The sequence below is a fragment of the Roseateles sp. FW305-36 genome, assembly GCF_058787015.1.
In genome coordinates this window covers 99125-112135 of the sequence record NZ_JBYSZK010000011.1, presented here as the reverse complement: position 1 = coordinate 112135, position 13011 = coordinate 99125, and the positions used below count along the sequence as shown (strand labels likewise).

General features: G+C 70.4%; 10 protein-coding genes. 5 read left to right on the top strand and 5 right to left on the bottom strand.

The window, feature by feature from the left end:
• The first annotated feature begins 39 nt into the window (after positions 1-39).
• The 4 genes from AC3WOE_RS20280 to AC3WOE_RS20265 all read left to right on the top strand — a co-directional run bounded on the left by AC3WOE_RS20280 (position 40) and on the right by AC3WOE_RS20265 (position 4814).
• On the top strand, positions 40-1596 hold the full coding sequence (locus AC3WOE_RS20280) for a methyl-accepting chemotaxis protein (RefSeq protein ID WP_492693000.1): 1557 nt from the start codon (positions 40-42) through the stop codon (positions 1594-1596).
• Between the two features lie 177 nt (positions 1597-1773).
• Positions 1774-2835 carry a S1 family peptidase gene (locus AC3WOE_RS20275; protein WP_492692998.1) on the top strand — a complete coding sequence of 354 codons (1062 nt, stop codon included), beginning with the start codon at positions 1774-1776 and terminating at the stop codon, positions 2833-2835.
• Positions 2832-4055, top strand: a complete 1224-nt coding sequence (locus tag AC3WOE_RS20270; RefSeq protein WP_492692996.1) for an esterase/lipase family protein — start codon at positions 2832-2834, stop codon at positions 4053-4055. Before AC3WOE_RS20275 ends, AC3WOE_RS20270 begins: the two co-directional genes overlap by 4 nt.
• 15 nt (positions 4056-4070) lie before the next feature.
• Entirely contained in the window at positions 4071-4814 is a 744-nt protein-coding gene (locus AC3WOE_RS20265) for a GGDEF domain-containing protein (RefSeq protein WP_492692995.1), read from the top strand.
• Here AC3WOE_RS20265 and AC3WOE_RS20260 read toward each other — a convergent pair.
• From AC3WOE_RS20260 to AC3WOE_RS20245, 4 genes are all read right to left on the bottom strand, one after another.
• Positions 4806-7892, bottom strand: a complete 3087-nt coding sequence (locus tag AC3WOE_RS20260) for an efflux RND transporter permease subunit (protein ID WP_492692993.1) — start codon at positions 7890-7892, stop codon at positions 4806-4808. The two genes, AC3WOE_RS20265 and AC3WOE_RS20260, sit on opposite strands and share 9 nt — an antisense overlap.
• A gap of 12 nt (positions 7893-7904) precedes the next feature.
• Positions 7905-8996, bottom strand: coding sequence for an efflux RND transporter periplasmic adaptor subunit (locus tag AC3WOE_RS20255; RefSeq protein ID WP_492692992.1), 1092 nt, complete (start codon positions 8994-8996; stop codon positions 7905-7907).
• Positions 8997-9001: 5 nt separating this feature from the next.
• A complete protein-coding gene (locus tag AC3WOE_RS20250) occupies positions 9002-10450 on the bottom strand; it encodes an efflux transporter outer membrane subunit (protein WP_492692990.1) in 1449 nt (482 codons plus the stop codon).
• A 144-nt stretch (positions 10451-10594) separates the two neighbouring features.
• A complete protein-coding gene (locus AC3WOE_RS20245) occupies positions 10595-11251 on the bottom strand; it encodes a TetR/AcrR family transcriptional regulator (RefSeq protein WP_492692988.1) in 657 nt (218 codons plus the stop codon).
• Between the two features lie 230 nt (positions 11252-11481).
• Between AC3WOE_RS20245 and AC3WOE_RS20240 the strand changes: the two genes are divergently transcribed.
• Positions 11482-11952 (top strand): hypothetical protein, encoded by a 471-nt coding sequence (locus AC3WOE_RS20240; RefSeq protein WP_492692987.1) that lies wholly within the window; start codon positions 11482-11484, stop codon positions 11950-11952.
• A 12-nt stretch (positions 11953-11964) separates the two neighbouring features.
• On the opposite strand, the gene AC3WOE_RS20235 is transcribed toward AC3WOE_RS20240, so the two are convergent.
• Positions 11965-12996 (bottom strand): asparaginase, encoded by a 1032-nt coding sequence (locus AC3WOE_RS20235; RefSeq protein ID WP_492692985.1) that lies wholly within the window; start codon positions 12994-12996, stop codon positions 11965-11967.
• Between the last annotated feature and the right edge of the window lie 15 nt (positions 12997-13011).

Below are 13011 nucleotides of genomic sequence, written 5' to 3'. Positions count from 1 at the left end.
GCTACCCTTGATGCCTTCAGGGGGGACGAGGAGGTAGCCATGATCGACATGAGCCAATTCCCGATCCGGGCACGACTGGCCGCCGTAGGCGTGCTGGCGGGCCTGGGCATGTTGCTGATCGGCGGTTCCGGGCTGATGGCCCAGTCCGACGCCAGTGGTCAGCTCAAGCGCTTCGTCGACAACGACGTCGAAGCCCTGACCCAGTTGTCGACGGCGCGTGCGTCCGTCGGCAATCTGCGGCGCTACGAGAAGGACACGCTGATCAACATGGCCGATGCGCAGGCCGTCGGCAAATACCGCAAGGAATGGGACGAGGCCGAGCAGAAGGCGCGCACTGCCCTGGACAAGGTCGCGACATTGCAGCTGAACGCGCAGATCCTGGGCGCCGTGGGCGAGGCGCAGCGTGCGCTCAAGGCCTACCGCGAAGGGTTCCTGCCGTTCGCCGACCGCGTCGCGAAGGGCGAGTTCCCCGATACGGCCGAGGCCAACAAGGGCATGGGCTCGATCAAGGACCCGGTGCGGGCCCTCGACAAGGAGCTGGCGGCGCTGACCAAGCTCATCGATGACAACTCCGAGCAGCAGATCGCCCAGATCGACGCCCGTTTCGCGTCATCTCGCACCGGCCTCATCGTCCTGCTGGTGGTGGCCGTCGCCGTGCTGACGCTGCTGCTGCACGCCAACTCCAAGTCCATCCTCGGCTCGCTGCAGCGTGCCGTCGCGGCCGCCGAGCGCATTTCGCGCCAGGACCTGACCGGCGACGTGCAGGCTCGCGGCAAGGACGAGACGGCGCAGCTGATGCGCGGCATGGCGGCCATGCAGGACTCGCTCGCCGGCGTCGTGCGCCAGGTGCGCGGGGCGACCGACAGCATCGCCACTGCGTCCAAGGAAGTCGCGGTCGGCAGCCACGACCTCAGCTCGCGCACCGAGCAGGCCGCCAGCAATCTGCAGGAGACGGCTTCGGCCATGGAAGAGCTGACCGCCAGCGTCACGCACAACGCCGAGTCGGCGCGCCAGGCCGACAAGCTGGCTGCCGACGCGGCCGAGGTGGCGCGCCGCGGCGGCGCCGTCGTCAACGAGGTCGTCGAGACCATGGGCCGCATCAGCAGCTCGTCCCACAAGATCAGCGACATCATCGGCACCATCGACGGCATCGCCTTCCAGACCAATATCCTGGCCCTGAACGCCGCCGTGGAAGCGGCACGCGCCGGCGAGCAGGGCCGCGGCTTCGCGGTCGTCGCGGCCGAGGTGCGCACGCTGGCGCAACGATCGGCGGAAGCAGCCAAGGAGATCAAGGGTCTGATCACGCGCAGCACCGAGAACGTCGACAGCGGCTCGGCCCTGGTCACCCAGGCCGGTGAGACGATGAAGGAGATCAACGCCTCCATCGCCCGCGTCTCCGACATCGTGACCGAGATCAGCCATGCCACCGGCGAACAGAGCACCGGCATCGGCCAGATCAGCCAGGCCATCGCCAACCTCGACCGGATGACGCAGCAGAACGCGGCGCTGGTGGAGGAGTCGGCTGCTGCTGCTACGAGCTTGCAGCAGCAGGCCGACGAACTGTCGCAATCGGTGGCGGTGTTCAGGTTGAGCTGAGGCACGCCAACAGGCCCGAGGAAGCCCCGCGCACTCCCGGGGCGCTACCCTTTCAGGTACATTGAGGCTTCGTCGGGGCACGCTGCACAAGTGACACCGCCCCACACTGGCTTGCTTGAAGCGCCACCGGCGGAAGCGTCGCCCTTGTCGGGACAAGTCCTTGAGCGGAGTTGTCCCTTGTCTTCCCGATCTGATCCCCCTGCCGCTGATGAGGCGGCACCGGCTGCCGCGGGCGCACCGCCCACCGAAGCATCCGCTGCGCCCGTTTCTGCCGAGCACGCTGAGCTGCAGCGCCAGGGCGCCAAGGCCGCTGCCCGCGGCGAAGCGCAGGCGTCGAACCCGATGCTGGACTCGATCAACCAGCCAGGCACCACCGGAGAGAGCGAGCAGATCTGGTCCGATCGGCGCGACGCCTGGCAACGCGGCCACGGGTCGCAGCAAAGTCCGATGGGCTCGCCGGCCCGCCCTGCCGGCGACGTTGCGGCCAACGAGCGTGTCCAGGACGAGGCGCTCTTCGGCGTCACGAGAGTGCTGACCTTTGCAGGCGCCAAGGGCCTGACATCGGCGAGCGGCTTCTTCTTCGAGCGAGACCGCCGACTCTTCCTCGTCACCAGCCGCCATGTGCTGCTCGACGTTCAGACCGGGCATGCGCCCGACCGCATCGAGATCGAATTGCACACCGATGCGCGCGACCTGACGCGGTTGACCACCCTGTCCATCCTGCTGCATCGCGACGGCCTGACCGTGTGGAGCCAGGCGCGCGACAGCGCGGGCGAGGTCGACGTTGCGGCTCTCGAGATCGACCGGGCCGCGATGCCGGCAGGCTGCGTCGTGCGGCCTTTCGGGCCGCCGCACCTGCCGGTCGGATTCGATCTCTTCGAGGTGGGCGACCGGCTGGCCATCCCGGGCTTCCCGCTGGGCTTCTTCGACACCGTGCATCACCTGCCCGTGGTGAGGCAGGCCAGCGTCGCCTCCTGCTATGGCGTCCGGTTCCAGGGCCTGGGCTATTTCCTCACCGATGGGCGCCTGCACCGCGGCTGCAGCGGCTCGCCTGTGCTCGCGCGAGTCGAGCCGGCCACCCCTGGCAGGCCGCGCTGGTGCCTGCTGGGCGTGCACTCCAGTCGCCTGGACATGGCCACGCGTGACGCGGTGCTGGACGAATCGCTGGGACTGAACTGTGCCTGGTATGCCGATGTGCTGATGACGCTGACCACCGGCGCAAGGCGTGCCCTGCCATGACGCAACCTCTGCTGCAGGCCGCCGATCTGCGTGGCGCCGCGCGCCTCGGCACCGAGGCCGTGGCCGGCTTGGCCGACCTGGTCGAGGCGATGCACGCTCGCATCGTGACGCTGCCACGAATCCCGGCCCTGGACGGCGGGGCCGAGGTCGACGGCCTCAGCTCCGGTCTCACCGGCCTGGTGTACGAGACCGTGCGCGGCGTGAACGGCCAGGCCGGGGGCGGCGCCGATGCTCTGCTGGCCTGGTTGGCGCCGGCCTTGGCCGCTGCCGATCCGCCTCGGCCGCCGCGCCCGGAACGTGAGGCCATCCTGGCGGCACTGAACGGCTTGCTGGGCGACCACCTCGCCGCGACCGACAACCCGCTCGCGATCGCGATGCAGTTCCGACATTCGGGCCGGCCCCTCCCGCTGGAGCGTCATGCGCTGCGCTCGCGCCTCGGCGGCGTGACACCGAAGCTGATGGTGCTGCTGCACGGGCTGTGCATGAACGACCTGCAGTGGCATCGCGCGGGACATGACCATGGCGAGGCACTGGCGCGCGAGTTGGGCTACACACCGGTCTACCTCCATTACAACAGCGGCCTGAGCGTATCGACCAATGGCCGCGTCCTGGCTCACCTGATGGAGAGCCTGTACAGCGTCTGGCCCGTGCCGGTGGAGCGCCTGGTGATGATGGGCCACAGCATGGGCGGCCTGGTGGCGCGCAGCGCCATCCATCACGGCGCGCAGATGCAGCGCGGCGGGTTGCGTTGGCCGGGGCGCGTGAACGATCTGATCTCTCTCGGCACCCCTCACCAGGGCGCACCGCTCGAACGCAAGGGCCATGGCGTGGACCTGCTGCTGGGCGCCGCACCGTATGCGGCCCCCTTGGCGCGGCTGGCCAGGGTGCGCAGCGCAGGCATCAACGACCTGCGGCTGGGCAACATCCTGAAGGGGCCTGCGGGCGATGAGGGCAACCAGGCGGCCGACCGGGTCGGCTTGCCAGGCGGAGCCAACTGCTATGCCATGGCCGCCAGCCTCGGCCCGGCGTCCGGCAGCACGAGGTCCAGGCTGCCGGGCGACGGCCTGGTGCCGGTGGCCAGCGCGCTGGGCCAGCACGACGAGCCGGACCTTGGTCTTGGGTTCGCACCGCAGCGCCAGGCGGTCGTGCACGGTATGGGCCATCTCGATCTGCTGTCGAGTGCCGAGGTGTATGACCAGTTGCGGCAGTGGCTGGGCTGAAGGCCTGCTCTTCCCATGGGCATCAGCCGCAGCAGCGACAAGGGCAAGCGCAAGCTGGCATCGCTGCGGCTCGAGATCGCCCAGGCGCGGGCCCGGCTCTCGGCACTGCAGTCAGCGATCAGGGAGGCGCGCAGCGATGCAGGGCTTGCCGCCGTTCAAGTCGTGCGGGCCGAGAACAGGCACCTCCTTGCGACCAATCTGTTGGCGGCCCAGGCTGCCTGCGTGAACCAGGCGGCGCTGGACTTGGCGGTGAAGGCATCGCAGACCGACCCACTGACGGGCTTGCGCAATCGCAGCCTGCTCTGGGATCGGCTGTCGCATCAGCTGGACCTGGCTGGCAGGATGGGGCAACACGTCGGCGTCATGCTGCTGGACCTCGACGACTTCAAGGCGCTGAACGACCAGCGCGGGCATGTGGTCGGCGACCTGGTCCTCCAGCAGGTGGCGAGCGTCCTGATCGCGACGGTGCGCGCCAGCGACACGGTCTGTCGCCTCGGGGGCGACGAGTTCCTCGTGGTGGCCTCGACAGCCACCCGGGACGACGTGGACCAGCTGGCGCGAAAGATCAGGGAAGCGCTGTGCGAGCCGTTTTACGCCGCCGGCCAGACGATCATGGTTTCGGCGAGCCTGGGTTTCAGCGTCTTCCCCGAGGACGGCACCGCGGAAACGACGCTGGTCACCAAGGCCGATGAGGCCATGTATCGCGTCAAGCGCTCCCGATCCGCCGCTGCGGACCGGGCCGTCGCCTCGTCAGGCTGACGCCACCTCCACCGACCCGCTGGCGCGCTTTCTCGCGAACCGCTGGATCACGTCGTCCACCACTTCATAGAGCACCGGGATCACCAGCAGGCTCAGGAAGGTCGAGGTGATCAGGCCGCCGATGACGACGATGGCCATAGGCGCGCGGAAGCTCGGGTCGGTGCCGAAGCCCAGGGCGATGGGCATCATGCCGGCGCCCATGGCCAGGGTCGTCATGACGATGGGCCGGGCGCGCTTGTGGCAGGCATCCAGCAGGGCTTCCAGGCGTGTCAACCCCTGCTCGCGCTGGGCGACGATGGCGTACTCCACCAGCAGGATGGAGTTCTTGGTCGCGATGCCCATCAGCATGATCATGCCGATCATGGCCGGCATCGACAGGGCGGTGCCGGTCACGAACAAGGCCAGGATGGCGCCCGGAATGGACAGCACCAGGGCCCCCAGGATGGTGACCGGCTGCACCCAGGCGTGGAAGAGCAGCACCAGCACGATGTAGATGCAGGCCACACCCGTGCCCATGGCCAGCGCAAAGCCCTGGCCCAGCTCGGCAAAGGCCTCGGCGTCGCCGATCTCGGCCTTGGTCACGCCGGGCGGCAGGTTGGCCATGCTGGGCAGGGCGGCGGCGGCGGCCTGCACTTCGCTCAGCGGCTGGCCGTTCAGCTCGATCTCGAAGTTGACGTTGCGCAGCCGGTCGAAGCGGTCGATCTGGGCCGGGCCGCTGGTCAGCGTCAGCTCGGCCACCTGCTGCAGCGGCACGGGGCCATGGGTGCCGGGCACCGTCAGCTGACCGAGCAGGGCCAGGTCGGCACGGGCCGCGTCGGGCAGGCGCACGACGATGGGCACCTGGCGCTGGCTGAGGTTGAGCTTGGGCAGGAACTGGTCGTAGTCGCCGGCCGTCGCGATGCGCAGGGTGTCGGCAATCGAGGCCGTCGACACGCCCAGGTCGGCCGCGCGCGCCGCGTCGGGACGCACGATGAGCTCGGGGCGCTGCAGGCTGGAGCTGCTCAGCACCTGGCCGATGCCGGGCAGGCCGCGCAACTCCTTCTCGACCTTGGCCGCGTGGGCCGCGAGCAGCTCGCCGTCCTCGCCGGCGAGCACGAGCTGGTATTTGTCGTTGGAGCCGCCGAAGGTCACCTTGATGCGGGCCCCGGCGATGTTCTCCAGCTTCTCGCGCAGCTCGCGTTCGACCTGCTGCTTGCTGATGCCGCGGCGCTCGTGGCGCGGCGTCAGGTTCAGCGTCAGCGTGGCCTTGCGGACTTCGGCGGCGCCGCTCATCGCGAAGGGGTCGCCGCCGGCACTGCCGCCGCCCACCGCCGTGTAGACGAGCTTGACCTGCTTGTGCGCAGCGGCTGCGGCGCGCGCCTGCTCGGCGATGGCCGCCGTCTGTGCGTAGGTGCTGCCGGGCGGCAGCTCGATGCTGATCTGGGTCTGGCTCAGGTCGTCCGGCGGGATGAAGGCGCCGGGGATGGCGCCCATGAACAGCGGTGTGCAGGCCGCCACGGCGAAGACCGCGGTGATGGCCAGGGTCTTGCCCTTGTGGGTGAAGGCCCAGCGCGCCGCCTTCATGTAGGTGGGCATCCAGAAGGGCTCCTTGTGGGCCTTCTTGGGCGCCTTCAGGATGTAGGCGGCCATCATCGGCGTCAGCATGCGGGCGACGACGAGGGAGAAGAACACGGCGATGGAGGCCGTCCAGCCGAACTGCACGAAGAACTTGCCGACCACGCCGCTCATGAAGGCCGTCGGCAGGAAGACGGCGATCAGCGTGAAGGTCGTCGCGATGACGGCCAGGCCGATCTCGTCCGCCGCCTCGCGCGCCGCCTCGATGGGCGTCTTGCCCATGGTCAGGTGGCGCATGATGTTCTCGATCTCGACGATGGCGTCGTCCACCAGCACGCCGATGACAAGGGACAGCGACAGCAGCGTCACGACATTGAGCGTGAAGCCCATCCAGTACATGACGAGGAAGGTCGGGATGGCCGACAGCGGCAGGGCCACGGCGCTGACGAAGGTGGCGCGCCAGTCGCGCAGGAACAGGAAGACGACCAGCACGGCCAGGGCCGCACCTTCCAGCAGCAGCTTCATGCTGCCGTCGTAGTTCTCGATGACGGGGTCGACGAAGTTGAAGGCCTCGGTGACGGTGATGTCGGGGTGGGCGGCCTTGAGCTCCTCCAGCGCGGCGCGGATGCGCTGGGCCACGTCCACCTCGCCGGCCCCCTTGGCGCGCACGATCTCGAAGCCGACGACGGGCTTGCCGTTCAGGAAGGCGCCGGCGCGCTTCTCGGCCAGGGTGTCGGTCACGGACGCGACCTGGTCCAGCCTGACCAGGCGGCCGTCGGACAGCGGGATGCTCATGGCGGCCAGCTCATCCGCCGTCTGCACGGTGGCGATGGTGCGTAGCGACTGCTCGGCGCCGCCCAGGGTCGCGCGGCCGCCGGGGGCTTCCTGCTGCACCTGCTTCAACTGGCGCGACACATCGGCCGCGCTGACGCGCAGGGCCAGCAGGCGGGCCGGGTCGATCTCCACGCGCAGCTCGCGGCCGACGCCGCCGACGCGAGCCACCGAGCCGACGCCGCGCACCGACAGCATGCGCTTGGTGACCTGGTTGTCGACGAACCAGGACAGGGCCTCGTCGTCCATGCGGTTGCTCGAGACCGTGTAGGTCAGGATGGGCATGCCCGACAGGTTCATCTTGGTGACGACCGGGTCGCGCAGATCGGCCGGCAGGTCGGCGCGCACGCGGGCGATGGCGTCGCGGGTGTCGTCCAGGGCTTCCTGCAGCGGCTTCTCGAGGCGGTACTCGACGGTGACGGTGGCGACGCCGTCCTGCACCTTGGTGTAGATGTGCTTGACGCCGGTGGCCGTGGCGACCGAGTTCTCGATCTTGCGGGCGACCTCGGTCTCCATCTGCGCCGGCGCGGCGCCAGGCAGGGAGGCGCTGACGACGATGGTGGGCAGCTCGATGTCGGGGAACTGCTGGATCTTCATCTGCTTGAAGCCGTAGAGGCCGGCTGCCGTCAGCATGATGAAGAACATGATGGCCGGCACCGGGTTGGCGATGGACCAGCGGGAGACGTTGAACATCGTTGTGTCTCCTCAGGGTGCCACGCGAACCGTGTCACCGTCGGCGAGGAAGCCGACGCCGGACTCGACGACGGCCGTGCCGGCGGCCAGGCCGGACTTCAGCTCGACGCGGTTGCCCTCGCGCCGACCGGTCTGCACCTTCTGCTCGCGCACCTTGCTGCCGTCGATGCGGAAGACATAGCTGAAACCGTCGCGCAGCAGCACGGCGGTCTGAGGCAGCGTCAGCGCGCTGCTCTCGCCGAGCACGAAGTCGCCGCGGGCGAACAGGCCGGCACGCAAGGCCTCGCCGGCCTTCAGGTCCACATAGACCAAGCCGTTGCGGGTCTGGGCATCGATCTGCGGCGAGACACGGCGGATGCGGCCTTCGACGGCCGGTGCACCGCTGGGCTGCACGCGCACGGTCTGGCCGACCTTGAGCTGGGCGAGCTCGGCGCCCGGCACCTCGGCGCGCCATTCCAGGCGGCCCTGGCGCTGCAGGCGGAACAGCTCCTGACCCGGCTGCACCAGGGCACCGGGCGTGGCAATGCGAGCGTTGATGACGCCGTCGTCGGGCGCCGTGATCTGGGTGTAGGACAGGCGCAGCGAGTCGGCCTGCACACGCGCTCGTGCCGCGGCCACGCGGGCTTGGGCGGCCGCATCGGCGGCCAGGGCCTGGTCGATGGCCTGGGGCGACAGCGCCTCGCTGCCCTGCAGGGTCTTCACGCGCTCGGCGGTCTGGTGGGCCTCGCGGGCCGAGGCCTCGGCCTCCAGCAGCGCGGCCTTGGACGCGGCGAGGTCGGCCTCCAGCGTGCCCGGGCTGAGCTTGGCCAGCACCTGGCCCTTCTTGACGCGGTCACCCACGTCGACCATCAGCAGCTGCAGGCGCTGGCCGCCGATCTCGGCGCCGATGACGACCTCCTGCCAGGCGGCGATGGAGCCGGTGCCGGCCAGGGTCTGGGGCCAGGTGCCGGTCTGGGCCAGCACGCGCTTGACGGTCAGCGCGGGCTTGGGCGCGGCGCTGGCGGCCTGGTCGGCGGCGAAGACCGGGCTGGACAGGGCGGCGACGAAGGCCGCAGCGAGGGCGATCGTGAGGGCGGCGGCGGCGAAGGGAATGCGGATCTTCATGGCGTTCAGCGCGCGGAGGCGGTGTTCGTGTTTTGGAGGGCGTCTGCGGTCCAGCCACCACCGAGGCTGCGGTACAGGCGGATCCAGGCCAGGGCGTGCTCGGCGCGCACGCTGAGCACGGCGTCGTAGGCGGCCAGGGCGTTGCGGAAGGTGGTGTTGCGTTGCACGCCGCTTTGCAGGCCGGCCTGGGCCTGCGAGAAGGAGCGGCGGGCGATGCCTTCCCATTCGCGCTTGACGGCATCGACCTCGCGCTCGCGCTCGGCGCCGGCGTCCACGCGCTGCAGGGCTTCCTCCACCTCGTGCACGGCCACCAGCCACTGCGCCTGCAGGGCGGCGGCGGCTTCGTCGGCGGCGGCCTGGGCGGCGTCGCTCTGGGCCTTCAGCGCGCCGCCGTCGAACAGGGGCACGACGAGGCTGGGCCCGAAGGACCAGCTCGTGCCGTGGCTGGACTTGCTGCCGACGCGCAGCCGCGACTCGCCGGCCATGGCGGCCAGGCTGAGCTGGGGATAGCGATCAGCTTCCGCGCGGCGCTGCTGCTGGGCTGCTGCCAGCCAGCGCTGATGGGCGGCCGCGAGGTCAGGGCGCTGGGCCAGGGCCTGGGCGGGCAGGGCGTCGACGTCGAACCCCGGCGCGCGCGGCTGGCTGCGGCGCAGGTCGAAGCCTGCGGTGGCGATGGCCGGCGGTGCCAGCTCGGTGGCCAGCGTGTCGGCCCGCTCGGCGCACAGCAGGGCCAGGGTCTGCAGCGCGATCTGGGCTTCGGCGCGCCACTGGCTGCGGGCGGCCGACGCGGCGGCGCGCTCGGTGTTCAGCAGGGCCGCGTCACTGGCGCTCATCAGGCCGGCTTGCTGCTGCTCACGCGCCCAGCCGGCAATCTGTTCGGCAAAGCGGGTGTCCAGCACGGACGATTCTTCGCGAGCCTGGGCCAGCCGCAATTGCACATAGGCCGTCGCCACATCGGCCGCCAGGCTGACGCGGGCGGCGTGCCAGTCGGCCGTGGCAGCCGTGGCCTCGGCGACGCCCGCGGCGACCGCGGCGCGTTGGCCGCCGAAAAGGTCGATCTCCCAGCTGGCGCTGAACTGCCCGCTGGCCTGGGTGCTGTCTCCGGCCACGCCGTTCAGGGCACGGCCCCGCTGCAGCTGGGCGCCGACGCCAATCTGGGGGAACAGGGCCGCACGGGCCTGGGCCGCGCCGGCCTCGGCCTGGCGGCGACGGGCGGCGGCCTGGGCCAGCGTCGGACTCTGGGCCTCGGCGCGCTCGACGAGGCGGGCGAGGGCCGGGTCCTCGAAGGCCTGCCACCACTGCGCCAGGGCGACGGTGCTGCCACCGTGGGGCAGCGGCGAGCGCCAGGCTGCGGGAACCGCGGTCGGCGTGGCGGGCGGGGCCGGCGGCGGCGACATGCAGGCGGTCAGCAGCGCCAGCAGAGGCGCGGCCAGGAGAAGGCGTGGGGGGATCATTTCAGTTGTCAATTGCGTGTTCGCGGTATCTGCTCCGGGCCGAGCGCTGGGCCGCTCCCGAGCCGGCCCGCCATGGCGATGTGCTCGCGGCTCAACGCCGCGGGCATCGCCGTCCCCTCGGGGGACCGGTCAGGCGCACCGCGTTCAGCGGCGTGCGACTGGACGAGGGGCTTCATGTTGGGCACGCTCGTAGGCGACCAGGGCGCAGCCCCAGTCGGCGAGGCGGTGGCAGGTCTGCTCGAGCAGCGGGTCGTTGGCCAGCAACTCGGGATGGAATGCGTCCAGCATGGGACGGGTCATGGAGTAGTCGTGGGCCATGGCCTGCAGGCCCATGGCCAATTGGTGGATGGCAGCCGTCGGTTCGGCCAGGCCGGCGTGGTGGGCCAGCAGGCGGGCGAAGCGGTCGAAGAGGGGCCCCACCTCCTCGGCCACGGCCTGCATGAAGATGGGGCTGGGTGCCTGCATCTCGCGGAAGAACAGCTGCGCACTGCAGGCACCGTCGTCGAAGAGAAACGGCTGCAGGAAGCGGCGGATCGACTCGTGCAGGCTGAGCCCGGGGTCGTCGAAGCCGGCCAGCTGCTGCTGCAGGTCGACGACGGGCAGGCGCAGCACCTCGCGGTAGAGGCCGTCCTTGTCGGTGAAGTGGTAGTGGATGGCGCCCGGGTTGACGCCGGCGGCGGCGCAGATCTCCCGCGTCGTCACGGCGTCGAAGCCCTTTTCGCCGAACAGGCGCATGGCCTCCTGCAACAGGCGGTCACGGGGCGGCAAGGCTTCGGTGGCGGTCGGCTTGGCAGCAGGCATGGGGGTGGACTGTAAAACCAATCAAGCGCTTGCTTGGTCGCTTTTTGTATCGTTTTTTATCGACTGGCGACGGACAGCGCCCGGCGCAAGGCATCAGATCAGCACCAGCCGGCAAGGGGGCGCTTGGCGGCCTGGGAACGGTCTTTGCCGGCCTGCAGTGGCGGCGTGGGCCGCGCCGCGTTGCCAGCGGATGGCAGCGTGAACCGCTTCATCAACCCTGGAGAGCCATCATGAGCAAGAGATTCACCCCCTTGTCGACTGCCGTTGCCATCGCGACCGCCAGCCTGATCGTCGCGGTCGCCGGCTGCGCGTCCTCGCCTACCAGCGAGGAGACCGCCGGCCTGTCGCGCGATGCGGACACGACGCCGACGCTGGCCGAGGCCACGCCGACCAATCCGCTGGACACGACGAGCCAGCCCAATGCGGTGGACACCACGACAGTCGCCATGCCGGCGGAAACACCAGCTCCCGCGGCGCCGATGGCCAGCGTCGAGCCGCCTGCCCAGAGCAACGACACGATGCCCAGTTCACCGCCGGCCACGGACCTCAGCGCGGCGCCGGCCATGCCGGCTCAGACTCAGCAGCCCAGCACGCCCGCCTATGCCAGCGAGACGACGACATCGAGCACGACCCCCACGACCGACTCCTCGACAAGCAGCAATGCTGACCAGGCTTTGCCGCCGCGCCGCGACCGCCACTGAGGCTGCAGCAGGCTAGGGTGCAAGCGCCTGCATGAGCGCTTGCGCCGGCCGCAGCGAGCCGACGGCTATGCCGCGCCAGTTGCGCAATTGCAAGTGGCTGTAGCCGCGCAGCAGCTCGTCTTCAGTCCTCAGCAGGGCCTGGGCGACGGCAGCAAACGCCGCCTCGGCGGCGCGCACGGCGCCGTCTTCGATCTTCAGCGCGATGCCCAGGCCGAGTTCGGGCAGGGCGGCGCAGTACACGCCCTCGGCGCCGATCTTGCAGAAGACGCGCTCCCCGTAGGCCTGCATGACGCGCGTGTCGAAGCGGTCCGTGCCGCCCACCATGAAGGGCGCCACCGCCGCGGCCTGGCGCAGCCGATGCGCGGCCTTGGCATGGCCGTCAGGCAGGCCCAGTCCCGTGCCGCAGCGCGCGAAGGCCAGTGCCAGTGAGCGCAACGGCAGGGCGAAGGTCGGGATGGAACAGCCGTCGGTGCCGCGTGGTGCCTGTTCGACGTCGACGCCCGTCGTCGCCGACAGCGCCGCCGACACCTCGCGCATGACCGGGTGCTCGGCCGCGACATAGCCGCGCACGAACTCGGCCGGCTCGGCGCCCGCACTCCGGGCCATCAGGCAGGCCACGCAGACAAAGCCGCTGTGCTTGCCCGAGCAGTTGTTGTGCAGAGGCGTGGCCATCTCGCCCCGCGCCACCATGCCCCGCAGCACCGGCTCGCGGCTGGGCCATTGCGTGCCGCATTCCAGGGCGCCGGCATCCAGCCCCAGCCTGGCCAGCACGCCCGCAGCGGTGGCCACGTGTTCAGGCTCGCCGCTGTGCGAGGCGCAGGCCAGGGCCAGCTCCGTGTCGGTCAGCGCGAAAGTGTCGGCAGCACCGCTGGCCACCAGTGGCAAAGCCTGCAGCAATTTGACGGCGGAACGCGGGAAGATCGGGCGCTCGATGTCGCCCAGGGCCGTGTGCACCGCGCCCGAGGCGTCGACGATGGCCAGGGCGCCGGCATGGCGGGACTCGACGGCACTGCCGCGCAGGACTTCGATGAGGACGGGGTTCATGCCGCCCAGTCTAGG

What these genes read in the sequence shown, in the direction of transcription:
- AC3WOE_RS20280 (WP_492693000.1), top strand. Translation starts at nt 40, where the DNA reads ATGATCGACATGAGCCAATTCCCGATCCGGGCACGACTGGCCGCCGTA.
- AC3WOE_RS20270 (WP_492692996.1), top strand. Translation starts at nt 2,832, where the DNA reads ATGACGCAACCTCTGCTGCAGGCCGCCGATCTGCGTGGCGCCGCGCGC.
- AC3WOE_RS20265 (WP_492692995.1), top strand. Translation starts at nt 4,071, where the DNA reads ATGGGCATCAGCCGCAGCAGCGACAAGGGCAAGCGCAAGCTGGCATCG.
- AC3WOE_RS20260 (WP_492692993.1), bottom strand. Translation starts at nt 7,892, where the DNA reads ATGTTCAACGTCTCCCGCTGGTCCATCGCCAACCCGGTGCCGGCCATC.
- AC3WOE_RS20255 (WP_492692992.1), bottom strand. Translation starts at nt 8,996, where the DNA reads ATGAAGATCCGCATTCCCTTCGCCGCCGCCGCCCTCACGATCGCCCTC.
- AC3WOE_RS20250 (WP_492692990.1), bottom strand. Translation starts at nt 10,450, where the DNA reads ATGATCCCCCCACGCCTTCTCCTGGCCGCGCCTCTGCTGGCGCTGCTG.
- AC3WOE_RS20245 (WP_492692988.1), bottom strand. Translation starts at nt 11,251, where the DNA reads ATGCCTGCTGCCAAGCCGACCGCCACCGAAGCCTTGCCGCCCCGTGAC.
- AC3WOE_RS20240 (WP_492692987.1), top strand. Translation starts at nt 11,482, where the DNA reads ATGAGCAAGAGATTCACCCCCTTGTCGACTGCCGTTGCCATCGCGACC.
- AC3WOE_RS20235 (WP_492692985.1), bottom strand. Translation starts at nt 12,996, where the DNA reads ATGAACCCCGTCCTCATCGAAGTCCTGCGCGGCAGTGCCGTCGAGTCC.